Annotated in this window: 22 protein-coding genes; 7 read left to right on the top strand and 15 right to left on the bottom strand. The window is 48.6% G+C overall.

Annotation, left to right across the window (positions count from 1 at the left end; all coding sequences use genetic code 11):
* Window positions 1-100 precede the first annotated feature (100 nt).
* Both EL633_RS32860 and EL633_RS32865 read left to right on the top strand, forming a co-directional pair.
* The gene (locus EL633_RS32860) at window positions 101-1063 is read left to right on the top strand and encodes a nucleotidyltransferase domain-containing protein (RefSeq protein WP_126631431.1); all 963 of its coding nucleotides are present in this window, start codon (window positions 101-103) and stop codon (window positions 1061-1063) included.
* 308 nt (window positions 1064-1371) lie between these two features.
* Window positions 1372-1947, top strand: a complete 576-nt coding sequence (locus EL633_RS32865) for a hypothetical protein (protein ID WP_126631432.1) — start codon at window positions 1372-1374, stop codon at window positions 1945-1947.
* An 18-nt stretch (window positions 1948-1965) separates the two neighbouring features.
* Here EL633_RS32865 and EL633_RS32870 read toward each other — a convergent pair whose 3' ends face one another.
* The 7 genes from EL633_RS32870 to EL633_RS32900 all read right to left on the bottom strand — a co-directional run bounded on the left by EL633_RS32870 (window position 1966) and on the right by EL633_RS32900 (window position 9568).
* Window positions 1966-2784: a VOC family protein gene (locus EL633_RS32870; RefSeq protein ID WP_126631433.1), complete on the bottom strand. Its 819-nt coding sequence runs from the start codon at window positions 2782-2784 to the stop codon at window positions 1966-1968.
* 521 nt (window positions 2785-3305) lie between these two features.
* Complete coding sequence (locus tag EL633_RS32875; protein ID WP_126631434.1) at window positions 3306-3977, bottom strand: FusB/FusC family EF-G-binding protein; 672 nt, start codon at window positions 3975-3977, stop codon at window positions 3306-3308.
* 442 nt (window positions 3978-4419) lie between these two features.
* Window positions 4420-5085 (bottom strand): hypothetical protein, encoded by a 666-nt coding sequence (locus EL633_RS32880; protein ID WP_126631435.1) that lies wholly within the window; start codon window positions 5083-5085, stop codon window positions 4420-4422.
* A gap of 543 nt (window positions 5086-5628) precedes the next feature.
* A complete protein-coding gene (locus EL633_RS32885; RefSeq protein ID WP_126631436.1) occupies window positions 5629-6447 on the bottom strand; it encodes a carbohydrate ABC transporter permease in 819 nt (272 codons plus the stop codon).
* 18 nt (window positions 6448-6465) lie between these two features.
* Window positions 6466-7416: a carbohydrate ABC transporter permease gene (locus tag EL633_RS32890; protein ID WP_161982648.1), complete on the bottom strand. Its 951-nt coding sequence runs from the start codon at window positions 7414-7416 to the stop codon at window positions 6466-6468.
* A 107-nt stretch (window positions 7417-7523) separates the two neighbouring features.
* Window positions 7524-8903: an extracellular solute-binding protein gene (locus EL633_RS32895; RefSeq protein WP_161982649.1), complete on the bottom strand. Its 1380-nt coding sequence runs from the start codon at window positions 8901-8903 to the stop codon at window positions 7524-7526.
* Between the two features lie 179 nt (window positions 8904-9082).
* Window positions 9083-9568: a hypothetical protein gene (locus EL633_RS32900; protein WP_126631439.1), complete on the bottom strand. Its 486-nt coding sequence runs from the start codon at window positions 9566-9568 to the stop codon at window positions 9083-9085.
* 425 nt (window positions 9569-9993) lie between these two features.
* Between EL633_RS32900 and EL633_RS32905 the strand changes: the two genes are divergently transcribed.
* Window positions 9994-11292 carry a GntR family transcriptional regulator gene (locus tag EL633_RS32905; RefSeq protein ID WP_126631440.1) on the top strand — a complete coding sequence of 433 codons (1299 nt, stop codon included), beginning with the start codon at window positions 9994-9996 and terminating at the stop codon, window positions 11290-11292.
* A 79-nt stretch (window positions 11293-11371) separates the two neighbouring features.
* Here the strand turns inward: EL633_RS32905 and EL633_RS32910 are convergent, their stop codons facing one another.
* The 3 genes from EL633_RS32910 to EL633_RS32920 all read right to left on the bottom strand — a co-directional run bounded on the left by EL633_RS32910 (window position 11372) and on the right by EL633_RS32920 (window position 13947).
* Entirely contained in the window at window positions 11372-12163 is a 792-nt protein-coding gene (locus EL633_RS32910; protein ID WP_126631441.1) for an aminoglycoside adenylyltransferase domain-containing protein, read from the bottom strand.
* Window positions 12164-12270: 107 nt separating this feature from the next.
* Window positions 12271-12483 (bottom strand): hypothetical protein, encoded by a 213-nt coding sequence (locus tag EL633_RS32915; protein ID WP_126631442.1) that lies wholly within the window; start codon window positions 12481-12483, stop codon window positions 12271-12273.
* A 159-nt stretch (window positions 12484-12642) separates the two neighbouring features.
* Complete coding sequence (locus EL633_RS32920; protein WP_161982650.1) at window positions 12643-13947, bottom strand: zinc ribbon domain-containing protein; 1305 nt, start codon at window positions 13945-13947, stop codon at window positions 12643-12645.
* 278 nt (window positions 13948-14225) lie between these two features.
* Between EL633_RS32920 and EL633_RS32925 the strand changes: the two genes are divergently transcribed.
* Window positions 14226-14558 carry a hypothetical protein gene (locus tag EL633_RS32925; protein WP_126631444.1) on the top strand — a complete coding sequence of 111 codons (333 nt, stop codon included), beginning with the start codon at window positions 14226-14228 and terminating at the stop codon, window positions 14556-14558.
* Window positions 14559-14778: 220 nt separating this feature from the next.
* Here EL633_RS32925 and EL633_RS32930 read toward each other — a convergent pair whose 3' ends face one another.
* From EL633_RS32930 to EL633_RS32940, 3 genes are all read right to left on the bottom strand, one after another.
* Window positions 14779-15666: a helix-turn-helix transcriptional regulator gene (locus EL633_RS32930; protein WP_126631445.1), complete on the bottom strand. Its 888-nt coding sequence runs from the start codon at window positions 15664-15666 to the stop codon at window positions 14779-14781.
* Between the two features lie 50 nt (window positions 15667-15716).
* Entirely contained in the window at window positions 15717-16460 is a 744-nt protein-coding gene (locus EL633_RS32935) for a phytanoyl-CoA dioxygenase family protein (protein WP_126631446.1), read from the bottom strand.
* Window positions 16461-16834: 374 nt separating this feature from the next.
* A complete protein-coding gene (locus EL633_RS32940; RefSeq protein WP_161982651.1) occupies window positions 16835-17581 on the bottom strand; it encodes a class I SAM-dependent methyltransferase in 747 nt (248 codons plus the stop codon).
* A 299-nt stretch (window positions 17582-17880) separates the two neighbouring features.
* On the opposite strand from EL633_RS32940, the gene EL633_RS32945 reads away from it, so the two are divergent.
* The 3 genes from EL633_RS32945 to EL633_RS32955 all read left to right on the top strand — a co-directional run bounded on the left by EL633_RS32945 (window position 17881) and on the right by EL633_RS32955 (window position 22736).
* Window positions 17881-19890 (top strand): hydantoinase/oxoprolinase family protein, encoded by a 2010-nt coding sequence (locus EL633_RS32945; RefSeq protein WP_126631448.1) that lies wholly within the window; start codon window positions 17881-17883, stop codon window positions 19888-19890.
* Between the two features lie 4 nt (window positions 19891-19894).
* Window positions 19895-21505: a hydantoinase B/oxoprolinase family protein gene (locus tag EL633_RS32950; RefSeq protein ID WP_126631449.1), complete on the top strand. Its 1611-nt coding sequence runs from the start codon at window positions 19895-19897 to the stop codon at window positions 21503-21505.
* A 199-nt stretch (window positions 21506-21704) separates the two neighbouring features.
* Window positions 21705-22736 (top strand): LLM class flavin-dependent oxidoreductase, encoded by a 1032-nt coding sequence (locus EL633_RS32955; RefSeq protein ID WP_126631966.1) that lies wholly within the window; start codon window positions 21705-21707, stop codon window positions 22734-22736.
* A gap of 113 nt (window positions 22737-22849) precedes the next feature.
* Here EL633_RS32955 and EL633_RS32960 read toward each other — a convergent pair whose 3' ends face one another.
* Both EL633_RS32960 and selD read right to left on the bottom strand, forming a co-directional pair.
* On the bottom strand, window positions 22850-24604 hold the full coding sequence (locus EL633_RS32960; RefSeq protein WP_161982652.1) for a glycosyltransferase family 39 protein: 1755 nt from the start codon (window positions 24602-24604) through the stop codon (window positions 22850-22852).
* Between the two features lie 262 nt (window positions 24605-24866).
* Complete coding sequence (gene selD / locus EL633_RS32965) at window positions 24867-25925, bottom strand: selenide, water dikinase SelD (RefSeq protein ID WP_126631451.1); 1059 nt, start codon at window positions 25923-25925, stop codon at window positions 24867-24869.
* Window positions 25926-26119 lie beyond the last annotated feature (194 nt).

The raw sequence follows: 26119 nt of genomic DNA on the forward strand, positions 1-26119 counted from the left end.
CAAATGTCTAGCTCTATTATTTTGATATACAATATATTTTTTAATGTATCATTACTTATGATGATTGTTGTTATTTACCGAGAGGCCTATGGACTATACTATGAAAATTGATCTTCTCAGTGCTTTTCATGATAAAGATGTGCAGTCTGCCTTGCAGCGTTTTGTCGAGCTGTATGAGTATACTTTTCCTGGCCGTGTGGCAGCTTATTATGTAGAAGGGAGCTATGCGGATGCCACGGCGGTACAGACCAGTGATGTGGATATCGTCGTTATTTTTCGGACTCAAGCTGGAGACTCTTCTTTGTCAGTAGATGCCGATCAGCTCTGGCAGCAACTCTCTCTACCCGAGGAGATTGAGCTTGATCCGACGTTTGTTGATGAGACAAGCTTGCAGGAAGGTGTGTGGCCGGCTATGAAGTTTGGAGGTCGCTTGATCTATGGGGAGGATATTTGTCAGCGTTATCCACTATTGCCGCTGGTCGAATGGACCTCTGATCGCATGCATGCCGCGTACTGGCTCTGTCTCAATGTTTATCAGCGGCCCATACCGTTCCAGCTTCCATTGAATTTTCCAGATCCGGACGATGAGTTTTTTGGCTATACCAGGCGCACACTACTGTTGTCGGACGGTACTGAAGTGCCTTGTACGCGCGATATCATCCGTACCTCTGGCTGGGCGGCAACCGCTCTGTTGGCTTCACAAGCCGGACAATATGTAGCACGGAAACGGGATTGCCAGCGGCTGTATCGTCAGTATATTGGCGATGAGTGGTCTACACTGTTAGAAGATATTTATCTCTACTGCCGCGGCGAATGGCAGTATCTTATTCCTGCGGATCCTACCATGCGTGCAAAATTACGTGCTATTTGTGAACGTATGCTGTATTTTGAGCGCCATTTCCTGCAACTGTATCGCCCCTATCTGCTATCCCAATTCCGGCAAGCGGAAGGTAAGCAACTTGAGCGTGCTATCTGGCTGCAAGAAAATGCTCCCTGGAACGGCATTGAAATACAAGAAGCCTTGCAGGCAGCCAGGCAGAGACAACAAAAATCTCTACTCTGAGTAGTTTTTCTGCGCTCCAGCCCCATAAAACAAAAAGCCAGCCACCTCTTATTATTTGTGTGGGTAGCGAAGCCCTCTCCCTATAAAATAAAAAGCCAGCTCCCCCTTATTATTGTGTGGGGTTGGGCGGCCGCAGCCGCCCAACCCCACACAATAATAAGCGAGCGCCGCAGGCGCGAGGAGTCAGCCCTGGAAACCCCTACACAACAAAGCAAAAACATATGCTATACTCAAGCTATATTTCTCTACCCATATGTTTCCTTTCAACGTAAACATAATAGACAAGATCATTTATGAAAGGGACTTCTATGCAACACTCATATTATCAATCTGCAGCCATCCATCGTAGAAGTAATATCGCTTTAACCAGCGGCCTGACCCTGGCTATGATCGCCGGCCTCGTCATCTTCGGAATTGGCTTCTGGACAGATTTTCATAACTTCCCATCCAATAATGCAATTCCAGCAGTGGCCTTCCTCATTGCACTCTTCGGTACGCCTTTTCTGGCCGGCCTGATTGGCACACTTGGATCTGGGCGAGTCGATACTGGTTCAGGGGCAGGAGTCTGGACAGGCTTTATTGTGGGTCTCTTTCTCGGAATCTATGTCTATATCTTCTCTTTGTTTAATCCACCCATTATTGTTTCCCCACAACTACTGCAACAGCTACATGATCAATTAGCGCAACGTGGTATATTGATCTCGATCCAATCAATTCAGATCAATCTTGGCCCTCAGCTACCAATTACGACTATTCTTATCATTGATGCGCTGATCATGATTATCTGGATTGGTATTAATACTCTGATTGCCACGATCGGTGCCTTGATTGGAAAAATCTTCTCGCCTCGACCACGTGACTATGTTCGAGCCCGAACCAGATGATCATGATCATGGTTCCACCTATGGCAGCATAATTACCGTTACTCCATCCGGATCCTGGATGGTTGCGGGTTCCATGCCTGGTCGCTTAATTTCGTAGAAGTCGATGCCATACATATCTGGCTCGACCTGTTTGACGTTGCGACCAGCCCATAGATTGGTGCCAAGATGGTGGTGATAGCCATCCCAGGACAGAAAGTAGGCTTGCTGCTCGATGCCGATCATACGCTGCATTCCAAGGGTATGTTGATAGAAATTATAGGTACGATCGAGATCACCTACATTGAGATGCATATGACCAAGGCGTAGTCCACTGGAGAATCCCTTGAAATCATGAGCCTGTTTTAACAGATGGGGTGCATCGAGTGGCAATGTATCCATGGCAACGACTCCATTACGAATCGGCCATTCCGTACGAGGGCGATCAACATACACTTCAATCCCATTCCCTTCTGGATCGGTCAGGTAGAGAGCCTGACTGACCAGGTGATCTGAGGCACCTCCCAGGGGCACATTATGCTGACTATCCAGAACATACTGCAAAAAGGAACCTAGTTCCGGCTCATCAGGGACCAGCAAGGCGAAATGGAACAGGCCAGCGGTATGGCGCGGGCGTGGCCGTCCACCTGCCAGAGTGCGCAGTTGCAGGACTTCATGCTCATCGGCCCCCAGTCCGACGCTCCCATTCCCATCCTGGTCACGCTCATCGCGCACGATAGCGAGTCCCAGACGTTGATAATAATCAATGCTACGCTGCATATTCTGGACACGTAGGCCAACGCGGCGTAACGGCCAGTTCTGCGCATTTTGCTGTTGCTGTGCGATTGGATCAATTGCCATGCCTGGAATCTCCTGTTTATCTGCTATCTACTTACTTATTGTTTGTTTATGATAATAGTATAGCATAGATGGTCATAAATAGATAGCAGTATTTCTACGCAGGGTGTCATGCATTTTGTTGCAACGACATGCACACCATCGTGGACATACTCAGGGACCTTGATGTAGAGCAAGGAGACGGCAATCATGATCGTAAACAGGCGCTTTGACATGGGCCGTCTCCTCCCCTCTCGATTCGGTTGTTTCAACACGATGCGGTCTCTCCGTTCCAGGCGACTCTTCATGTGAAATGAATTGGGCCTCCGATCTTCCGCTCATGTCGATCTTGATAAAAAATGAATGACAGACACCCCTTTGTGTATAAAGGTGTTCTAAGGGGAGGGTTTGGGGATGGAGTTAGTGATATTGATATGCTAATTTTGAAAATAATAGGAGGTTTTCTACTATACTGAATGCTGCGAGCGATATTTCGCAGCATTCAGTATAGCATATACACATGTTATCTAGTCTGGTGCCTGATATTATCTGGATACAGACTCGATAAAGCTCTCCAATGCATCTAGCTCTGTGATCTGGGTGTTACAGACTTTGCTGTCCAGACAGATATACTGGCCTACTGAGCGATAATAATCAGGCGACTGGGCACTCCTGGTTTTGGCTCTGACGGAGAATAAGCTTGCATCACCGGTCTTTTTACAGAAGGCGCAGATTCCCGTCTTGTTTGTCGATGTATACTGGCCCTGAATGCCAACGAGCTTGCCAGCGGCCTCTTTACTCGGTTGAGGCTGTCGGTAATAAACAAGATAATGCTTATTTGTGGCTGTATCCATCCAGGTAAAGTATGTCAGAGGACGTTCATCGATCTCTGTAAGATCAGGCATACTGAGTTTCTTGACCTTTGGAAACAGGCGCTGTAATCGGGTTTCAGTAATTGCGGGAAATTTGAAGGTACACTGTAGTATTTTGTCCAGATATAGTTGTAGTTCTTCTGCTGTCTGCAAATCACCCAATCTTTTCAGCAATTGCTGGTGCTCTTCACTGAGACCAGGGCAAGCATCCAATACTTTGCTTACCGCGCTGTATTTGAACGTTTCTATAACCTGATTGTCGGTGCAGGTTCTTATGGTGGACATGATCAGCCGACCTTGCCGCATAATATAGTTGTATTGATGGTTTTGTAAGAAAATATCCATGTTGTCGCCTCTTACCTATGAACTATGAAATGTACTGCCAGGCTTCTACGTAAATTTTGGCAGGTGCATGTGCGGTAGTGAAACCTGCCAGGAAAATTTGGTGTTCCCTTATCATAATGCATACAGGCATTCACACGCTTGCTAAACGTGGCAAAGAAATACACGCCTCTTCATGAAGGGTATGAGAGGATTGTGCCTTGTGCACTGAGGTGGAAGGACACAGGGTCCGGAGTGCGGCTTATTTGATAAAAGTATAATGCAACATGTAACGCATTTTTAACCTCCGCATATGAAAATAACATATTCATTCATTGCTGTCAATTCTCTTTTTTATCGAGTGTTTACCTGTTACGAAAAAGAAGAGCCGTGACCAATTCCAGTTCAGATGCGTATTCAATGTTCCGGATTAGACCGCTCTTCTTTCTATAATTAATCTCATAATTTAATGATTCACGACGTGAAAAGTGCCTTTTTCGTTTTTAAGGAGTATTTGTGCATCTTGAATATGCACCAGCATGTCTGGATGATGGGTATGATTTGGATCTACAAACTCGATGGTGACCGGGACATCAGCTGCATTTGCGCCCGATAATTGTGTGATCTGGAAGCGCTGAACTTTGGTCTGGTCGCCACCTGGCAATTCAAGTATTTGAATCATGCCATTCAGATTGACGACAATAAAATGGCTAGGAATGGTCGCGACACTTTCATGTCCTACAAAGGCATCGGTCTGGAATGTCCTCGGATGACCATACTGCCAGTCAGCATAGAAACTTCCCGTCCGCTGGGCCACGAACTGCCAGCAAAACACGATGACGAGCATCAACACCATGCCAAGTCCGAGTGATACCAGCCAGTGCCTCTTTGGATGCGGTTGTACTGGACCTGGCGCCTCATGTGTCTCAGTTATTGGTAATGGGCGCTTTGTAGGGCGTCCTACCTGGGTGCCCGTAGTATTCCTCTGTTGTGTCCCAGTCGTTCTTTTTGGTTGTATCTGCCGTGAGGCACGAGGTATGCGTGGCATCTGCATCGAGTTGCGTATAGTTTCTGGCATACCCAGGCGTATGGTCTCCTGTCCCTCACCCGCCATTCCAAAAGGTGTTGACATTGAACGTTCTCCTGTGTCCTATTCGATCAATGGTCCATGTAGTGCTGCAATAGTGAACAGTGTGCCTTGCTTGCTGAGTATATTCACGTTTGCATTTCAATAATATTGCAGGTATTATGCTCTGGTGAACTAAATCTCCCAGATCATAGGAAAAGAAATAGACGGTGCTTGATCAGTAACACAGAATATGAGGGTTTTCTTGCTATTACGGTGACGTAACTAAGGACAGACAATCTACGTTCGTGCTACGAAACGTTTTTACGTTGGAGGTAGAAGTGTGTTGGGCTGTGTATCTTGATGGATTACATAGCCGGCTGCCATACATATATGCATTGTCTTGTATGTATCTAGTTGTAGAGAAAGTATAGCAGAGACAGCATGGTATGACTAGTGGTTTTTTAAGGTGTTTTTGTACTGCCAATACTCACATATCATGCTATAGAAAATTGTCAGGATAAAAAGAAACTATGTTGTAAGCCCATTCTATAGCAAAAGGAATCTGGCTTCTCTATAAATGGGAGGCAGATTCCTTTCAGATGGTGGTTAGCCTTTAAGGCCGCCGCTGATACCTTTGACGAAGAAGCGAGAGACGAGGGTGTAGAGCGCCACGGCGGGCAATGCATAGAGCATGGCGTAGGCGGCCAGTTGTCCATAATTGACCTGGCCGTAGCTACCAAAGAAGGTATAGATGTTGACCGAGGCAGGCTCCAATTCCTGTGTTTGCAGGAGAATCAAGGGTACAAAGAAGTTGGTCCAGGCACCGAGAAAGCTCCAGACAGCAACGACGGAGATACCAGGAGCGCAGAGTGGGAGTACTACGCGGACCAGGGCAGTAAAAGTAGAGGCTCCATCAATCCAGGCGGCTTCCTCCAGTTCGTAGGGCACAGAATCCAGAAAGTTCTTCATCAGCCAGATGCTGAAGGGGAGGGCGCTGGCGACAAAGAAGAGGATCACGCCTTGCAGGGTATCAACCAGATTGAGTGTGACGTACATGGCATAGAGGGGTGTGACCAGGGCCAGAATTGGTAAGGCGCTGGCAAACAGAACCGCTAGCATCAGGGTATTTTTGAAGCGAAACTGAAAGCGTGAAAGAGGATATGCCGCCAGTCCTGCCAGGATTACTACTAGTACCATGGTGCTGATGGCCATAATCGCGCTATTGGTAAAGGGTGGTATGACAACTCCATTTGTCAGGATGGTTGTATAGTTATCAAAACTGGGATGGTCTGGCCATTTGACTGCCAGCGAGGCAGATGTATTGATACTTGCCAGTACCGGCCACAGGAGTGGCACCAGGAAGAACAGACCTAGTAGAGTTAGAAAGATATACATGATCGTAGAAATCAGCGCTCGACGAACCATACTATAACCTCATCTGTACTATAAATCGACGCGCAAAATGCGTGTATAAATCAAAGACAGAATCGCTCCGGCCGCGATAATCAAGAGTGCAATGGCGCTACCATAACCAATCTGATAGAATTGGAATGCCTGGCGGTATTGGTAAATAGTCATCAGCTCGGTATTGATATTACTACCTGCCGTCAAAACATAGACCAGTGTAAAGTCAGACAAGGTAGCCAGTGTAATCAGTAGCAGGTCGGTACCGATGGCACCTCTAATCAGCGGCAGGATAATATACCGCAAACTTGTCCAGGCATTCGCGCCATCAATAGACGAAGCTTCTGTCAGTTCTTGCGGTATGCTTTCCAGGGCCGATGCATAGAGCAACATCGAAAAGGCCGTACCGCGCCAGATGTTGGCGATCACCACCATCGTCATTGGTGCTTCCTGTAACCAGGCATGTTTGGGAAGACCAAAGGTAGAAAAAATCGTATTGAGCAAGCCAGGATCTAGTACACTCTGCGGGCCTCCAGCCAGGAAGGCGCTCCACACAAAGCCGGCTACTACATCAGGAATCACCCAGGCTGCAACAATAATCGCGCCGAGAATCGCCTTGAAGGTTGCGTTACGATGCCGCATCAATAGTGCCAGTAATAATCCCAGTCCTGCCTGTCCAATTAAAGCTGAAAATACCAGATATGTCAGTGAGACACGCAGTGAATTCAGAAATTCTCCGTCGCGGAAGATATGCACAAAGTTATCAAAGCCGACAAACTGAGGCGTTGCAGCCCCCACGCCGGTCAAAGCCATATTTGTAAACGAGACATAAATCGACCAGAAGGCTGGACCCAACATGAAAATCGCGATGACCAGAAACGCAGGTGCCATGAACAATAAGCTGATCCGTAGCTGCCGATTCCGTTTTCTCTTAATGGTGCGTGATGATTGTTCCGTGGCTCGTGTATCGATTGAGGTATCCACCTGCATGCACATTTCTCCTACAAAAATCAAAGAGCACTACAAACGGGGAGGCGATGGGCCATAAACTGCATGGCCCATCGCTCTATTATCCCTTTATGGCTTCAGGAATACCGTCACGGATGCTTCTCAGTCTTGTCCGATCCTGCGATCGATTCCACTGATTGTGTAAAGGCTGACATAGCATCATCCGGCGACTTACCGTTCATGACTTGCTGCATTGCCGAGTCAATCTGAACAGAGATCTTCGGATAAGCCGGGAAACCAGGCCGGAACTGGGTGAAATCCACTAGCTGGGTGAAGAATGGGAAATTGGGGATTGCGCTATACTCAGGCAGGCTCACGATATCTTTACGTGGGGCAATACCGTTGGTCTGAATATCATATTTTCCTAGCAGATCTTTCGCAAAGGCGGTTTTGATAACCTCAAACGCCTGATCCTTGTGGGGAGAACGGGCAGCAATCGAGTAAGCCCAGCCGCCTGAGAGGGTCACATACTTGGGATCCTGGCCATTTTGAGTGGGCATTTTGGCCAGGCCCATGGTATCCTTCCATTGTGGCCATGGCGTAGAGCCTCCCGTTTCCCAGGTGCCGCCCATCCATGAACCATCAATATCGATTGCCAGTTTGCCTTGAGGAATTAATTGCTGCGAGATAGTATTACCAGCGGTGGTGCTCAACGTGATGTCGTTGGTTGGTCCAAGTAGATCGGATTGATTATAGACCTCTTTCACAAAATTCAAGGAATCCTTGAAGCCTTTGCTTGAAGAGACCCATTTGCTATTCTGGTAATTGTAGAGTGTATCCTTGGTTCCATAAAGTAACATCTCAAAGCCCTGCATGGTCGAAGCCTCGTCCATCGGCACACCAGAATATAGATTCATCGGAATGACGCCAGGCACCTTTTTCTTGATGGTGTGGGCGGCGCTTAAGATATCTGCCCAGGTCTTTGGTTGCCAGTCCGTGGGCAGGCCGGCCTTTTTGAAGATATCTTTGTTGTACCAGATAGCGCGCACATCTGTACCATCCATGACCCCATAGTTATGGCCATTGAAGATTGTAATCTTCTGCATACTATCAAACCACTGGGCTTTGTAATCCGGCCATTTGTCCAGATAAGAATCCATAGGGGCCAGATAGCCAGCCGTCACGTCCGATCCAACCAGGAAGCTATCCTCACGCACCACATCTGGTGGATTATTTGAGCGTAGCATCAAGTCTAGTTTGGTGTAGTAACTACCTTCATCGGCAATAACCGGCATCAGTTTTACTTTGATGTTAGGATTGGCGGCTTCAATTTTGGCTTTGGCGCTCTTCCACCACTCTTCTTCATGATAAGGTGGTGGTCCAAACTGCTGATAAGCGACTGTAATGGTTACTGGCCCGTTTCCCCCATTGGAAGGTGTAGTACTACCACAGGCCTGGAGCAGAGGTACCAGGCAGCATAGCAAGGCGACGAGTGAAATTACATGTGTGGATCGCGTTAATTTTTTCACGAGGCACTCCTTCGCTTCGGAAATAACAGCTCAAGTACAACGATGTCCTGATAAGTACGCGAATCGATGTCTGAAGACATCATGGAGAGAATTGTTAGTATTGATGAGTATAAATGGCTAAGTAGTTACTGTAAAAATTCACGCGTCTGTCCTTCTTCTACCTCCTTTCTTGTTATTCTTCAACTTTCGACGAGGATCGAGATGTCAAACTGGCCGTCAGTAATAGCAACGGGTTGCCGCGATTTATTCAGATGCCCGGCAGGGAGCGACAGGCAGGAAAAATTTCCACGCATTCTATCCACACCTGGAGTGATAGTTGGCTGGTCTGATCGAATCATCAGTGAACAGGGAAGAGTGGCAATCAATGAGAGATCCCAGTACTGTTGATCCACCGTAATCCTTACATCTCCTCCATTAGATCGATTGGTAAGCGTATAATTTCCGGGGCCGTTATAGCCGTAGAAGACAATGATCAATGAACGCTGTGCATCCACAATATTGATGGTAAATTCTTTATGACCATGTCGGAGTTTAGAAATAGTTGCCGCAGATGTGATCTGGTACCTTTGTTTTAGCGCACCTGCAAACGAGAAACTCGTCCTTGATGGCTGATTTTGTGCCACTACTGTCACCGTAGAAGCCATATCATGATCAACAGTAGCCATATCCATACTACTAGAGCACGAAGATAGAATAAATAGTAGCAAGATCATGATAGACCAGAGATACCAATTTTTTTGCATCCAGGTTTCTCCAATCAAGAACGGCTGTTCCTTCCTGATATTATGGGATGATCAAAAAATTATAGTGGTGTTTTCTAGCGGCATACATTAGTTTATAGATGAGATATTACACTAGTGTATGTCAATATGTCAAGGATGAAAAGGGGTAGATTTTGGTAATTTGTCTTATTGATCATATTTTATTTCTCTTAGAAGCTGAGAAGTTTGTAATGCACCATCATAGACAGCAGATAAGCATGAAATTAATATGAAATGTCTATATATTGACGCTTCTATACACTATAGTATATACTCTGAATAATACAAGACGGAAGAGCTAATTTGTAGCTATTGACAAGGAAGAATCTTTGAGTACAGCGCAAGAACAAGAGCCACAGCTACCCTTGTATCGCCGAATTGCTCAAAGTATCCAGCAGGATATAATGCAACGAAGTCTGGTTGCTCATACCAAAATATCCTCTGAAGTAGAGTTGGCCAGGCAGTTTGGCGTAAGTCATGGGACCATTACCAAGGCGTTAGAGTCGCTTGTCCGCGAAGGTGTGCTTTATCGCCAGCGACCACGGGGCACCTTTGTTGCTGAAGCTGCTGAGCCTTTTGCCGCAAAATCTGGAAATATCCAACCTGACGTTGAAGTAGAGAGTGTCGAGCTATCCCCTTCCGCGTTTCGCATGCCCAGGCATACAACTTTCGTTGGCATTGTCATTCCTCACCTTGGTACCGATTTTCTAGATAGTATCGTGCTGGGCGTGGAATCTATGACGCGCTCCTTTGGCTATGGTTTAAGTTTCGCGTATTCAGAGGAAGATGGGGGTCTGGAGCGCTATCACATCGAGCAATTCTTACGTCAGGGTGTAGCAGGTATGATTATCTATCCCTGTGATCACCGTGTGCAGAAACGTGCTGGACACTATTTTTCCTCTCCCCAGGATCAGGACCGTATTGCGATGCTACAGACGCTCCAACAACGAAATATTCCTTTTGTGTTGCAGGACCGTTATGTGCCTGAAATTGATTGTAGTTATGTTATTTCAGATGATTTTATGGCTGGTTATGCCTCGACGGAACACTTGATCAAGCTGGGACATCAAAGGATTGGCTTTGTGACGATCGATTATATGGTGACAAGTAGTGGAGAGCGCTATGCTGGCTACCTTCAATGTCTACAAGATCATCAGTTACCTGTAGATGATAGCCTTATTTTATCGACGCTAAAGCATGCATACCCGCCTGTCTATAATCAATATGCGATGATTGAACCCTGTTGTTCGGCTGACATCCAGGGTTTGCATGCCTATTTACAGCAGCCTGAGCGGCCAACCGCCGTGGTAACCATGAATGATTATGTGGCGGTTCAGGTTCTCTATGTAGCCGAGCAACTTTCTTTGGCGGTCCCAACTGAGCTGGCGCTGGTGTGTAGCGGTGGGAGCAGCCGTATCGGAGCCATGTTACGTGTGCCATTGACGGCCATAGTACAACCTGCCAATGAATTGGGAAGGCAGAGCGCCTATATTTTGCATAACTTGATTTCACAGCGCTTTTCTAGTAATCGACAAATAAAGCTACCGATCAGCCTGCTAGTGCGGAAAAGCTGCGGTGCGACTGCTACCTCGGCTGCTAAAACGTTGCCCTATCTCGCAGACCGTTAAGCTGTACTTATACAAGTTCTATCGATTGTGTATCCAGGTTTCAGCAGTGAGGTAGCGATACAAATAATCTTTAGGCTTTTCAAGCCGCTTGCTGAAATGTTTCCTGTAGAAATTGAGCAAAGTTATCGAGTGTGGCACGTCCGACCGGTCGTCCCAGCCGTTCTCCCTGGTAGAGCGCCTGGGCCTGTTGGATCAACGAGTGGTACTGTTCAGGTAGTTGTGTGAGTCCCCATATGGCGGCGTCACGCTTGGAAAGCAGGCTGCCACTCCGAAGGTAGGCCATTGCACGGCAACCGTTTAAGACAAAGGCGATAGGATCGTGCAGGGGATGCTCTAGTTCTGCTTGCATTTCATGGATTAACGCGTTTCGGAAGGCCACAGCCGAAGGCTGAGGAATCGCGTCGGCGATAGATTGGCCGTAAAGGCAGATTCCATCGGTACGCAGAGCCTGGAATGCAAGGATCTGTTGGTCGTTGCTGATACTGGTCGCCCCATTCGGTGGCTGCTCATTGTCGCTACGCAGGGCTCGTTGATATTCCTCACGGACTTTTTCATGATAATGAAGCGTAATCGGCAATAATCCCTCCGCTGTTTCTTGTTTGACTGCAAAGATGCAATCGAGCGGAGCAGGAACCCGTGACATACGCAGCAGCAGTGTCGCCACCTGATGCCTGACCTTATCCTCTAGCGGATGGTCAGTCAAGACCAGCAAATTGATATTGCTGCGCTCAGGATTAAAGCCGCCGGAGGCCAATGATCCATAAAGATAGATTCCGAGTAGATGATCATCCAGTAAACGTGGAAACTCTAGCAGCAGTGTGTTAACCTCAGCCTTTATGACCTTGGAGCAGTTTGTCCAATTATAATCCATTTTGTCTCCCTGATTATTTGTACATGTATCCTTTCATTGTATGTGATGTTATTGACCAGGGCAAGTTTCTCTATTGACTATGCCTAAAGAATGCGCATGGATTGATTTTATGGTTGTGCAGGTGTTTCATCGGCATCGTTCGTATAGCTTTTGGCGAAAAATGTTCCTTTCCAGATGCGTGCGGAGGCGGGTGTACAGCCAACCAGACGAGCAAGTTCCTGGGGGCTGAGCGCTGGATTTTCACGGAGGAGGGTATGCAGCCGTTGTTTGGCATTCAACCTGGTTGGCTGCCAGCGCCTGGGAGAGCGATTACTTGTCATGATTTTAAATTCTCCTGATGCAATATTGCCTGTATATTGGCATATCCTCATGGAAATAGCAAGAGGAGAATAAAGGGCATATCTTGTAACCGTATAGTCTTATTTACTTGCCTGCTTGTTTTTACCACATCATGCTAAAAGCAAGCAGACAGTATGAAATTAGATTCCTGGTCCTGCAGCGGGACTAGATTCTGATGAGTAGAGTGCAATATGTGAGAATGCTACCTTTGCCGGCGTACCGCTTGAGCTATTTTGCAGGATCAAATTAATACCACCGGTCGTATAGGGATTGGTGGAAGTGTTATCATCGCAGGTTGCTACCTGGACACCATTGACCAGGAAGGTCATATTTGTGCCTTTGACGATCATGCTAATCTTAATCGGCTGGTTGGCCGGGGGAGGAGTATCCAGGAATCCCGAGGCCAGTGTAATGGTTGCATTGGTCTGATTGGGGTCGTGGTTCTTTGGTGGATCCACGACTTTCTTGATCATATATTGCCCGGTGGTGGCAGCAAACTTCAATTCATAGCTCCGCAGGCCCATGGAGGCAGGCACATTCTGGCGCCGGAACACGATCCCTGCAAAGCTTTGCTGGCCTGCTTGTAAGTTTGTGTAGGTCATATCCATCTGGAAATCACTGATTTGCTCGGCATTAGGAATGTGCTCCACAAAATTTTTGCCGTTGGCCTCAGTCATAATCAATTGATGATTCTGTATATTGGCACTATACCCATCGGACTGAAATAAATCCCATTTATTACCATTGTCCGCGAAATTATCGATCAGTACAGGTTTGCCGGCCGGCTGAACCGTGGGCGTTGCCTGTACCTGACCATCGGAATTGGGGGTTGTAGCCTGTTGACTACCTTGATTACTCAATGTATTCACAATGAAGACCAGACTAGCGCAAAGTATAACCAGCATGGCTATACCCACTCCGAGCAGGATGAAGAGCATGCTGTGTTTCTTCTTTGGAGCAGCAGGATAGCCAATCGGCGGCATTGGCTGCCCATAGTACTGGGGAGCCATATAGGGTTGTGCTCCGTTTTGGGCTGGACCCATGGGCGGATAGGCCTGGGGCATATTTTGTCCCTGGCCCATTGAAGGATAGGGTCGTGGCGTATTCTGCATTTGTCCCATGGGTGGATATGGCATGGCCTGGGGAGCAGACTGAAAGGGGTGATTCCCGGCTGGTCGTTCCTGTAGCATTGGTGTCATTGGGATGGGATGGTCCGCGGACTTTACGCCATCTTGTGGTTGCTGCCAGGTTTCTTCATGAGTACTCGTGGACATAGGGACGTCTGGCCGTGGCACAAATTCGGATGCTGCCACTGGCTGTACAACTGCCTTCATCCTATTTGTTGGCGCTGCTTGCACGCTAGGCATCCCACAATGGCCACAGAACTTTTGTCCCGGTTGAATCTGTGTACCGCATTGAGGACAAAGCTGCTCTTTACTACTCAAATGAAATAACTCCTGATTGGCTATACAAGCGTATTTTATAATTCCTTATAGGTGGATATAATTTTCCTGAAAAGAAAGAGAAGATCCATGATGATTGTACCAGAAAAAGCTCAAAATTGGTAGGAAAAGTACTTTTCTCATGCATGAAAGCTGTAGTTGCTGTATGTTTTTCCTGTCTGCACGTGTTGGAAATAGCTATTTTGTGTGTTTTCTGGTATTCTTTGGGCAATCATTTTAGTACTTTCTCGCAAGAAGATTGATGATGAAGGACGGTAAAGATGGCTACGAATGGACGAAAACCAACGGTGGATATTGCTCAACAGGAGGCCTTACGTAAGCTCAATCTAGCGGTTGAGCGCTTACAGCATCTGAAAGCCCATCCGGAGAACGAGCAAGCGCAGAAGAAGGCTGTAGACGCCGTGCTCTTTGACACCCTGGTTGCTGTACATGACCTGCTGCCACCGGAGGTCCGGGTGCAGGTCGAGCGTGTCCTGTCGCTCCAGACAGAGTTGAACAGCCCTTATTTGGGACGCGCGAACTCGATGACACAGCTTCATCAGCGGAACGCACAGCACTCAGATCTCCCTAGCTGGGCCCAACCCGAAGAATAGGTGGCACTGACTCAGAGAGATTGTTGCCAGCGATAGATGAGGCTAAGGAGCGTGAGAGGTAGCATGCCGTAAAAGACTATTGCCCCCACTTCCAATTCTAGCCTCAACGCGGTAATTAGCAAGTACTTCATCTTGCATGAATTATTTTGCTCCCGCCCTCGTCTCCTGAAAGTTATTCGCTTTATTCCATATGTATATTCTACCACATATATTACGTTTTTTATGGCAACGTTTCGTCAGGGGTATAGAAGTACTCATGTATCGGTTTATGCGCTGATTGATTGTGGCGAGCCTGGCGTGGGGTCTGGCCAAATTTCTGTTTGAAGGCGCGTTCAAAATGGGAAAGGCTTTGAAAGCCAGAGGCGGCACAAATGTGGGTTACAGGCAGAGCGGTACTAGAGAGCAGGGACATGGAGAAGCGCAGGCGTAGCTCCTGGAGGTAGTGTTGAAAGGTGGTGCCATAGGTATGATGGAAGTATTCGCTGAAATAGGCTGGTGAAAGATGTACCTGTGTCGCGACCTCCTTCAAGGTGAGTGGTTCTCGAAAGTGATGATGGAGATAGATCAGGCTCAGCGTTAGTCGTTGTTGCTGGTTCGCGTCTGGCTGGCTAGAAATTTCTTGCTGGCTTTTGCGCAATAGATCTATCAGGATGCGCTCCAGCGATCCAATTATAATGTGTTTGCTCCCAACCTGCTGTATATGTGATTCCATATACAGGCGTTGAAATTCTTGTTCGATGATCTCCCATTCAGTATGTGTGAAGTGTAACTGATAATTTTTCAGCGTATGGAAGAGCAGATGATATATCTCCTCATCGACTATATCGGTATGAAAGACGACATCAAATAGTTCTAGCGGTTCACTTCCAGCGGGTGTAAGCGCGTGAAAATCGGCTGGCGATAGCAAAAAGCAGCTGCCCCGTTGTACTGGATATGTATGACCATTGAGGATATGCTGACCCTCTCCAGAAAGGATAAGCCCCATTTCGTAGAATTCATGCCAGTGAACTTCTACATGTTCCCGCAGTGAATGACGATAGATTTTTAATGGAAGCTCCGCCTGTAAAAAATCGCTACTACTCAGGCGTTTAAGTGCGGTATGGCGCATCCTCTATTTCTGTGAGGAGATCCGGGTAAGGGACCTCCTCGTCCTTTCAATCAGGCATTCACATATGTATTTCCGGCCAGATCCTGGCCACGTGCCAACCAGATCTTATGGCCTGCGTTCCTGTCAGGGATAAGTCGTGTGTCGGCTGACATATAACGCATAGTATAGCCGCAACGTCGATACTGGCTGGTGTTCGCGTCCGCTCCATGCATAATACGTGAATCATGCAGTGAGGACTCACCGGGTTCTAACTCGAACGGTACAGCTTTAGTTACATCCACATCTTTTATCTGACTGGCAAATGTATTGGTGGTCGTATCGATGTCCTCATATGCTGAAAAACCATTGATATGTGTGCCTGGAATCACCTGCATGCAGCCATTATCGCGTGTACTGCGATCCAGGGCCAGCCATACGGTAAGGATCTTCTCGTATGTATCGACTCGTCCATTCCAGAATGCAGAATCCTCATGCCAGGGCGTCGCGCGACCAATATAAGGATCCTTGCAGATAAAATGGCTCGACCACAAAAAGATATTTGGTCCCAGAATTGGTTCAATCAGGTCCAATACCTCATCGCTCAACAAGAAATCCAGCAGGCGCGGATCGCGAAAATGAGGGGTATCCAGTTCGTCGGAAAGCTTCTCACCTTTATCCGCTAAATGTTCCTCAAAGATATTCTGTAAGTGGGTAAACTTGTCTGCCGCGAATAATTGATTATGATAGAGCAGGTAGCCATTTTCCTTATAAAAAGCTACATCCTGTGCTGCTAAAGGGTGAACTAGCTTTGTCATAAAGGTATCCTCCTTGAGCTTACTGATATGTTTTGTCGAAAGCTTGTGCTGCTTAGAAGTGTACCTTCGATTGTTTATATAATACTTCTCCTATGTTTGGCAAGACTCAGCATATATTTGGTAATCGTTTATTTGCAGTTCACATTCGCGTTGCTCGTTTTTCTTTTCCAGGGTAAGAGGCTGTTTGATCCAGTACAAAACGCAGGCGATTGGGGGGGAGCGCCTTCATTGTCATTCAGATATATATAAATGGGGACCCATCATCAATAATTGATAGGTCCCCATTTATATATTAATATTTAATCACTGCACAATAAGACTTTAAGATTTTGTTGATCTATGAAAATGGTGATAGTGAAAAGCGATTGGTGGTATTATTTGACGAGTACTACCAGACGCCAACCTCCAAACATACGTACGGCGAGGTCAGGTTTAACGGCGTAGCAGAGTTGCGAGGGCAGGCGTACAAAGGCTCTTTTGCCAAGGCGAATCAGCTTGTAGAGGGCTTTGACTGGACTTTTGACTTTGCCCCAGGGTTCTGGGTCCAGGGGTTGCAGGCTATAGTAATAATCAACGACCTCATAGCCCGCATCGCGTAGGATCTCCAGCGCGATATCCTTTGTGAAGAAATGCAGGTGGCCGGTGGCATGGCGATAGTCGATTAGTTCGTTCCTTAGAACAGACCTGGCTGAGATGTCGAGGGGTAATTGGAAAATCTTATAGGTGCTTTTAGGATGGGCATCACGTAAAATTTGGAAGCAGTTCTCGAAATGTTCCAATACATCGATGAAAAGGATGAGATCAAAGTGGGGAAGTTCCTTTTCGGCGAAGAAATCGCCTAGATGGAAGTGTAGGCGTTGGTTCTCGCGTGTTTTGGCCATCGCAATAGCTTGTGGCGCGATATCATAACCTTCAAATGTACAATCAGATGGTAAGCTTTTTTGCATAATCTGTAGTATGCCCCCGGATCCACAACCGATCTCACAGGTTGTATGTGGTAGCAACACGTTCCGCTGCATTATCTCTAGAACGCTCTCTGCTTTCCAGGGCGCCGCATCTTCATGCCAGTCAGGATTTTTCTGTAGATATTCTCCATTTGTATAAAAGTCTGCTACGACCATAACTATTTTCTCCTTATACAGGTAACTATCCGTAACATGGACATGGAGAGTCTTCTTATCCATTTAGTCCACTATAATATATTTTAGCATTGAAAATTTTTTTACATCTATTAAGAACTTAAGAGTATCACGTGAGAAAGATCTACTCGATATTTGAATACTAACAGTTAGAGATTAATGTCCTATTAAATATCTTCCGTTTTTATGCTTTCAGGTATAAATGGTATGTATCCTGTTGGATTGACTACCCTTTTTTGTTAACCTTGTCTCAATGATTGTTGTCTGAAGGAGATTTGACTATGACACATGTCCTGGTGGGAGTTGATACCGGGGGGACATTTACCGATATTGTCTTGTTTCAAGATGGTATCTTCAAGGTGCATAAAGTTCTTTCAACGCCAGAAGACCCATCCCAGGCGATTCTTCAGGCTTTGGATGATCTAGAAATTTTGGATACTATAGATGTAATGGTGCATGGGTCAACTGTAGCGACAAATGCAGTTCTGGAGCATAAAGGAGTGGCTACGGGCCTGATTACTACGGCCGGCTTTCGTGACATTTTAGAGATTGGTCGACAGGCACGTCCGGAGTTGTATAGCTTGCAGGCACAGAAAATTCCTCCTCTTGTGCCACGGGAGCGGCGTGTGGAGGTGCTTGAGCGGTTGAATGAGCGTGGAGAAGTTGTGGTGGAGTTGAATGAGGACTCGCTAACGGCGGCTCTGGTAAGCTTGCAGGCAGCCGGTGTAGAGTCCGTTGCGATCTCGTTGCTCTTTAGCTTTGCCAATCCTGTTCATGAGCAGTATGTGGCCGAACAGGCTCAGCAGGCTGGTTTCTCCATCTCGGTTTCCTCGCGTATCCTGCCCGAGTTTCGTGAGTATGAACGGACCAGTACGACGGTCCTTAATGCCTATATCGGTCCCCTTGTGGCGCGTTATCTACAGAGTTTGGAGCAGGGGTTGCCGGAGCAGACCACTCTACGCATCATGCAATCCAATGGCGGCTCGATCTCCAGTGTGACCGCACGTAGTGAAGCGGCCCGCACTTTACTGTCAGGACCAGCCGCCGGTGTGGTGGGCGCGGTCTATGTGGCCCAGGCTTCCGGTTTTGAGCAGGCGATCTCTTTTGATATCGGCGGTACCTCGACCGATGTTGCGCTGATCAATGGAGCGGCTACAGAGACGACTAATGGAATGGTAGGCGGTTATCCTAGCAAACTGCCAATGATAGATATCCATACCGTAGGTGCCGGTGGTGGGAGTATCGCCTGGTTCGACCTGGGTGGGGCCCTGCGCGTTGGACCTCAATCGGCTGGATCCAGTCCTGGTCCTGCTGCGTATGGACGTGGTGGACGCGAGGCTACGGTTACCGACGCCAATGTGGTGCTGGGTCGCCTGCTTCCTGATGCCTTTCTTGGCGGCTCAATGACACTGGATCTCCAGGCGGCCCACACAGCCGTTCAGGCTATCGCGAGCCGTTTGCGGATCTCATTGGAAGAGGCTGCGCTGGGTATTATCCGTGTCGTTAACGCTAATATGGAGGCTGCGATACGTGTGATCTCGGTGGAGCGCGGTTGTGATCCCCGCAACTTTATCCTGGTTGCTTTTGGGGGAGCCGGTCCCCTGCACGCCTGTGAACTGGCCGCCGCCCTACGTATCCCCAAGGTACTGGTTCCTACTGTACCAGGCGTACTATCAGCCCTCGGCACCCTGGTCGCGGATACGCTTAAGGACTACGTACGTACCATCATGCTGCCAGCCGAGCACGCCCAGGAAGTAGTCACGACGGTCCTTCAAGAGCTGGAACAACAGGGATGGCAGGATCTGGCGCATGAAGGAATTGCAGTTGAGGATGTGCGCATCGAGCGTTATCTGGACCTGCGCTATGCTGGACAATCCTATGAGCTACGGATACCTTTTATACAAAAGGTTGAGCAGGCAGCTAAGGATTTTCATCTGGCCCATGAGCAGCGCTTTGGCTATAATGATCCTGACGAGCAGGTGCAGGTAGTAAATGTACGGCTAAAAGCGCGTGGCCTGACACATACGCCCGAGCAGCAACGGCAGCAGTCAAAGGCAGGGGTGGTAGCCATACCATTGAGTCAGCGTCGCGTGATCTTTGCGGACGCAATGGGAGCGCTGGTAGCGCATGACACGCCTGTCTATGAACGCTCTTCTTTATATGTTGGAACGCTCTTAGCGGGCCCGGCCATTATTGTGCAGTATGATACTACAACCGTTCTCCCGCCTGATTGGCATGGCTATGTTGATGAGATTGGAAATATAATCCTTGAGCGTAGAGAGGAGCAATAGAGGCATGGGCGAGAATACACATGTAACGCCAATTAGCCTGGAGATTTTGCGCAGTGCCCTGGCGGCATTGGCGGAAGAAATGGGAACGGTCCTGATGCTGAGTAGTTATTCACCCAACATCAAAGAGCGGCGCGACTTCTCCTGTGCACTCTTTGATGTGCAGGGCCGCTTGATAGCTCAGGCTGCGCATATTCCTGTACATCTGGGTGCGATGCCGGATTCAGTGGCGGCGGCCCTATCCAGTTTTGCTAGTTTTGCTCCTGGCGATCTTATCGCTCTCAATGATCCTTTTCTCGGCGGCTCACACCTCCCTGATATTACATTGATTGCGCCGATCTTTGTTGAGCCTGCTGGTGAGCCACGCCTGATTGGTTTTGCTGCTAATCGGGCTCACCACTCGGATGTAGGTGGTATGTCGGCGGGCTCAATGCCGCTGGCCAGCGAGATTTATCAGGAAGGGATGATTATTCCTCCGGTCAAGCTGTGGGATGCTGGTCAGCTTAATCAAGCTCTGTTTACGCTCTTGCTGCGTAATGTGCGCACACCTGATGAGCGGCGTGGCGATCTCACTGCCCAGGTGGCCGCGAATCGCACCGCTATGCGACGTATGCAGGAACTGGTCGAGCGCTGGACCTTACCGATCATGGAGGAGCATATTGAGGCCCTGATCGCCTATGCTCAGCGTATCACCCGTGCCTGCATCGAGCAGATTCCTGATGGCTCATATATCTTTGAGGATTATCTGGATGACGACGGGATGGGGGCTGAGGCTATCAAGATAGCGGTCCAGGTGACGGTGCAGGGAAGCGAGCTGACCATAGATTTTACCGGCAGTAGTTCTCAGGTGCGTGGCAATGTCAATACTGTGGCTGCGGTTGCTCGCTCGGCTGCTTATTATGTGGTTCGTTGTTTGTTACCCGAGGATGCACCAATGAATCACGGTACTTTTATGCCGGTAAAGGTGATTGCACCCGCTGGCACTGTGGTAAATGCGCGTCCACCAGCTGGCGTGGCGCAAGGGAACGTCGAGACCTCGCAACGTATCACCGATACCATCTTTGGTGCTCTAGCCCAGGCGCTACCGCAGCTGATCCCCGCTGCCAGTCAGGGGACCATGAACAATATTACCGCCGGCGGCATCGATCCCCGGAGCCAGCAGCCCTTCGCCTATTATGAAACCATGGGAGGTGGCATGGGCGCGGGCCCTGATCAGAATGGTTTATCTGGCGTCCATGTACACATGAGTAACACGCTCAATACCCCGATTGAAGCCTTCGAGTATGCCTACCCGATGCGTATCAGCCGTTATCAACTGCGCGACAATTCAGGTGGCAACGGCCTGCACCGTGGCGGCGACGGCCTGATCCGTGAGATTACTTTTGAAGTACCAACCGACGTAACCCTGCTCAGCGAGCGCCGTCGTTTTGCTCCCTATGGACTCCAGGGGGGCGAGCCAGGCACGTGTGGTGAAAATCGCTTGATTCACGATGACCAAGAGCGCATCCTGCCCGGTAAAATCCACTTTCGCGCAGCTCCCGGCGATCGCCTCTCCATCGCCTCTCCCGGCGGTGGTGGCTGGGGCGAACCTGAAGCGTCCACACCTAAAGATACATAGTGCGACCAGTCAAGCCATCATCGCCCGTCTGTTTGCTTGCTGGATACTGCGAGCTTGACGGATGTCGCTCTTTAAATGTACAATAATAATATAAGTAACATACAAATTGTTAGCGACAGGTGGCCATGCTACCTGTCAGTGTTGATACAATCAGGACTTTGCGCGCTTTGATCACGCATCGCCTTACAAGGAATTCATGATGGAACTTGGTTTATATACATTCGCAGATACGATGCCCTCTCCTGAGACCGGGGAGATGATTAGTCCCGCCCAGCGTCTGCGTGATCTTATTGAAGAGATTGAACTGGCCGATCAGGTTGGTCTGGATGTGTTTGGCGTTGGTGAACATCATCGTCCCCAGTACTCTGTTTCTGCTCCGGCAGTGGTATTGGCCGCGGCTGCCGAGCGCACACGCAATATTCGCCTGACAAGCGCCGTCACCGTCTTGAGTTCGGATGATCCGGTGCGCGTGTTTCAGAACTTTTCTACCCTCGATCTCCTTTCTGGCGGACGTGCTGAGATCATGGCTGGTCGCGGCTCATTTATCGAATCCTTTCCGCTTTTTGGCTATGATCTTGATGATTATGAAGAGCTATTCTCTGAGAAGCTAGAACTCCTGCTACGTCTACGTGAGAGTGAGCGCGTTACCTGGTCTGGTAAGCACCGTCCTGCTATGGATGACCTGGGCGTGTATCCTCGCCCTATACAGAATCCATTACCAATCTGGGTTGCGGCCGGTGGCACGCCAGCTTCAATGGTACGTGCCGGCACGCTTGGTCTGCCTCTGGCCCTGGCTATTATTGGTGGACAACCGGCGCGCTTTGCTCCATTGGTCAAGATTTACCGTGATGCGGCGCAACGCAGTGGACATGACGTGTCGGCGTTACCCGTGAGTATTAACTCGCATGGCTACATCGCGGACACAGCGCAAGTGGCGCGAGATGAGCATGCTGCATATTATATGGCCATGATGAACATGCTTGGCCGCGAGCGTGGCTGGCCGCCATCTGGTCGCCGCCAATATGATGCCTCAACCACTCTCCAGGGTGCGCTCCTGGTTGGAAGTCCGGAAGAAGTCATCGAAAAGATTCTTTTCCAGCACGAGATTTTCCACCACCAACGCTTCCTGATGCAGATGAGTGTGGGTGCGATGCCTCATCGTGAAATTCTCCATTCCATCGAGCTATTCGGCACCAAAGTCGCGCCCGTCATACGCCGCGAGCTTGCATAACCATCCCCCGTAGATTTGGGGCTTGTCCCCCAATTGGTTGCCCCATCGAACATGTATAAATAAGCATAATCCAGCATTACGTTTATTTATACATGCACTCTCCACAGATAATATTATGTTTTCAGGATCTCGCAATAGATAGTCTTGCCGCCTGTAACACGATAGATGGAATGATATCCTGCTGGCCATGGATAACCACGTTGTTTGAGATGGGTTGGCCAGACAAGATAGCTGTAGCCCTGAAAACTCTTGGGCGTGTACTCGAATTTTGGATCGGTGACATCGATTTGTGATAGTTGGAAGTGTTGTACTAATGCTGGATTATAGGGTAACCATCCGTTAATACTGTTTCCGACCAGCCCGACTTTCGCATGTTCCTGTGTCTTGGAGGCCAACCATTGCAGAGCTTCACGATAGCCAGGATAGGCCACCTGTAAGCGCTGGTTCTCATTATTCTGGAAGAGCTCAGAGGTATAGCCTTCAGCGGCATATACGGTGCTCAAACCGATCAAATGTGGACCAATTGCCAGGATGGCGAGGAGCAGGGCCGGAAGCAGCAGCTGAAGTTGTATGCCTGGCAGCTTGTTGGCTATGTTTGCTTGTTTACTGTTTGTAGTGGCCAGGATTTCTTGTTTGTGTGTAGATTTTTTCCAGATGAAGTTGGCGATGGTGTGAAGCAATACTGCTAAACCAGAGACGCCGGCGATGGCCACGGGTGGTGCGAGAGGCAGATAGTAGTGTGTGCCAACGGCGATATTGAGCAGGCTGAACATTGCCAGCATAGCAAAGAGCCAGATCAGCAGGTAAGCCTGTTGGCCAATCTGTATGGGATCCGGGTGAGATTTATGGAGATGGAAGCGCACTATTTTAAGCAGCGTGAATACACTAAACAGCGCGGCTGGAATGGTTAAAAGGCTACTCATCTTTATAAAAAGTGTATAGCCACTGGTCCAGACTGGTACATGGGTCAGAATCTGGTTGGCCAGAAAGACGAGGTGCCCGTTTTTTGAGTGGGTGGCTTCAAAGGCAAAACTACTCAAGAGGCGGCTAAGGGGGTGTGGCCAGATGGCAGGGTCGGCCAGTAGGAAGCTGAGTGGCGCAACTAGAAAGGCTATGGTCCACCAGCGCCATGGTAATGGTGGGCGTTGCTCGACTGGTAGCATTGGACGCAGCAAGAAGTAGTAATATGCCACGAAGAGTGCGATAGCGGGAATAACCAGTACCGCGGGATATTTACTGGCGGCTCCCAGTCCTACCAGGAAGGTGACCACTGGATAGAGCCAGGGGCGCTTTATCGCGTGCCAGAGGAGTAGAGAGGCTAGCGTAATAAATGACGTCATGGTCATGTCCAGATAGGCCAGGGCACTGAAGTAGACTAACCAGGGGCTGATGGCCAGGGCAAGGGCCGCAAGCAGTGCGATCTTTGTGCCAAACGGAGAGCGTCCTAACCAGTATATACCCAGAACCAGCAGCGTGCCCATGACTACACTTGGCAGGCGTCCAGCCATGAGTTCACCAAGGGGATGACCCATAAGATTATTTAAAGCTATTGATGTCCCAATGAGAATTTTGACCAATGGTGGATGTTCGTGATTGACCAACCACTGCTTAGAGGCAATATCGGCGTGCGCAATCAATGGCAGATACACTTTGCCACCGGATAAATAGACAATTTCATCGGTGACTTCATCAAGTTGCCATGCCAGGAGCAAACGCGGTAGCAGGGTGGCGCATGCCAGGCCGATACTTATGAGCAACGTGATAAAACCCTGGCCGGACAATCGCGATCGTGTGCTGCTATGTGTTTCCTTCTCAGTCTCAGTTGTAGCTACTTGAGGATCGGTCGTACCTTCAATATTTGTTGCCATGTATTCCCCACCTCCATATGCCAGATGAATATATTGTAATATAAGCCTGTATTTCAAAATTTGCATTAAATTATAGAGATACGCCTGAAAAGCATTATAACAAAAACGCCTTTACGTTCCTATAATTTAGTACTAAAGATAAGCTTTGGCGCTACCCTTCAGCAAATTTTGCGGTCGCAATTAAAGATATGCCATGAGGATGCAAAAAAGCGGAAGAAAATCAGGACCAATTTTCTTCCGCTTTTTTGTGGGCGAGAATTTCTTACTGGACTGAAAGGAGAACCTCGTTTTCGGTGGCGACTTTGTCGGTAACCTGGCCGATACGCCAGAAGGGAACGTCTGATGCGAGTTTGGAGAGCTGGGACCAGGTTTCCTGATCGACGGCGGCAAAGAGTCCACCGGATGTCTGGGGATCCCAGAGGATGGCCTGGTCTATGGGATCGATGCCAGCGGCGATACTGACATGGGACTCCAAAAAGGTCTTGTTGCGTTGGGCTCCACCTGGGATACAGCCGAGTTTGGCGTAGTGACGGGCATTCTGCAATAGGGGGAATGAGGCCAGATCAAAGCGCATGTTGGTCAGGCTCTGTAGCGCCATCTCACGGGCATGTCCCATAATCCCAAAGCCGGTTACATCAGTAGCGGCGTGCACACCTTTTCCAGCCGCTACCAGAGCTTCGCTGGCTTTAAGATTCAGGCGTGTCATTGAAGCAATCGCGGCCTGGATATCCTCTTCTGTCACCTTGTCGCGTTTCTGCGCGGTCGTCAGGAGTCCTGTGCCCAGTGGCTTGCTCAGGATTAAGATATCGCCGGGTTGAGCACCGCCTTTGGTCAGGATATGCTCTGGATGGACCATGCCAGTTACCGATAGGCCGTATTTGGGCTCACTATCAATGATGGTGTGTCCCCCTGCGATGGCGCCACCCGCCTGCGCAACGATATCAGATCCACCCCGTAGAACCTCACGCAGAATAGCCGGATCCAGATCATCGGGCCAGGCTACCAGATTGATTGCCATCAGGACCTTGCCGCCCATAGCATAGATATCGCTGACCGCGTTAGCCGCCGCGATTGCCCCATAGCTATAAGGATCATCCACAACAGGCGGAAAGAAGTCCGCTGTACTGATTACTGCCTGCTCCGCATTCAAGCGATAAACGGCTGCATCATCGATCGCGTCCAATCCAACCAGCAGGTCCTGTGGCACCCCCACATTTTTTAGCGGGCTGACAACCTGGGCCAGATTCTGAGGCCCCATTTTAGCGGCACAACCGGCACTACTGGCCAGAGCGGTTAAGCGAATTGGCATATTAATACTCATTATAGACTGACCTTCTAGAAAAGAAATAGTGACAACGACTACTGCCACTATTGTACTACCATTAGCGAACGGGCTTCAATCCAATCACCCTCATCCATATGTGGACGTGTTTACGACTATTGCGTATGTCTCTATATCAAAAACACAAACAATGGAAGACGGCATTTACCATCTTCCATTGTTTGTACAGTATA

This window comes from Dictyobacter alpinus, from assembly GCF_003967575.1.
Lineage (GTDB): Bacteria > Chloroflexota > Ktedonobacteria > Ktedonobacterales > Ktedonobacteraceae > Dictyobacter > Dictyobacter alpinus.

Coding starts and splice junctions, on each gene's coding strand:
- EL633_RS32890 (WP_161982648.1), bottom strand. CDS start 7,416: ATGCAGGTGGATACCTCAATCGATACACGAGCCACGGAACAATCATCA.
- EL633_RS32940 (WP_161982651.1), bottom strand. CDS start 17,581: ATGGTCGTAGCAGACTTTTATACAAATGGAGAATATCTACAGAAAAAT.
- EL633_RS32925 (WP_126631444.1), top strand. CDS start 14,226: ATGGCTACGAATGGACGAAAACCAACGGTGGATATTGCTCAACAGGAG.
- EL633_RS32915 (WP_126631442.1), bottom strand. CDS start 12,483: ATGACAAGTAATCGCTCTCCCAGGCGCTGGCAGCCAACCAGGTTGAAT.
- EL633_RS32885 (WP_126631436.1), bottom strand. CDS start 6,447: ATGGTTCGTCGAGCGCTGATTTCTACGATCATGTATATCTTTCTAACT.
- EL633_RS32935 (WP_126631446.1), bottom strand. CDS start 16,460: ATGACAAAGCTAGTTCACCCTTTAGCAGCACAGGATGTAGCTTTTTAT.
- EL633_RS32900 (WP_126631439.1), bottom strand. CDS start 9,568: ATGGCTACTGTTGATCATGATATGGCTTCTACGGTGACAGTAGTGGCA.
- EL633_RS32930 (WP_126631445.1), bottom strand. CDS start 15,666: ATGCGCCATACCGCACTTAAACGCCTGAGTAGTAGCGATTTTTTACAG.
- EL633_RS32875 (WP_126631434.1), bottom strand. CDS start 3,977: ATGGATATTTTCTTACAAAACCATCAATACAACTATATTATGCGGCAA.
- EL633_RS32870 (WP_126631433.1), bottom strand. CDS start 2,784: ATGGCAATTGATCCAATCGCACAGCAACAGCAAAATGCGCAGAACTGG.
- EL633_RS32955 (WP_126631966.1), top strand. CDS start 21,705: ATGGAACTTGGTTTATATACATTCGCAGATACGATGCCCTCTCCTGAG.
- EL633_RS32860 (WP_126631431.1), top strand. CDS start 101: ATGAAAATTGATCTTCTCAGTGCTTTTCATGATAAAGATGTGCAGTCT.
- EL633_RS32880 (WP_126631435.1), bottom strand. CDS start 5,085: ATGTCAACACCTTTTGGAATGGCGGGTGAGGGACAGGAGACCATACGC.
- EL633_RS32865 (WP_126631432.1), top strand. CDS start 1,372: ATGCAACACTCATATTATCAATCTGCAGCCATCCATCGTAGAAGTAAT.
- EL633_RS32950 (WP_126631449.1), top strand. CDS start 19,895: ATGGGCGAGAATACACATGTAACGCCAATTAGCCTGGAGATTTTGCGC.
- EL633_RS32910 (WP_126631441.1), bottom strand. CDS start 12,163: ATGGATTATAATTGGACAAACTGCTCCAAGGTCATAAAGGCTGAGGTT.
- selD (WP_126631451.1), bottom strand. CDS start 25,925: ATGAGTATTAATATGCCAATTCGCTTAACCGCTCTGGCCAGTAGTGCC.
- EL633_RS32960 (WP_161982652.1), bottom strand. CDS start 24,604: ATGGCAACAAATATTGAAGGTACGACCGATCCTCAAGTAGCTACAACT.
- EL633_RS32945 (WP_126631448.1), top strand. CDS start 17,881: ATGACACATGTCCTGGTGGGAGTTGATACCGGGGGGACATTTACCGAT.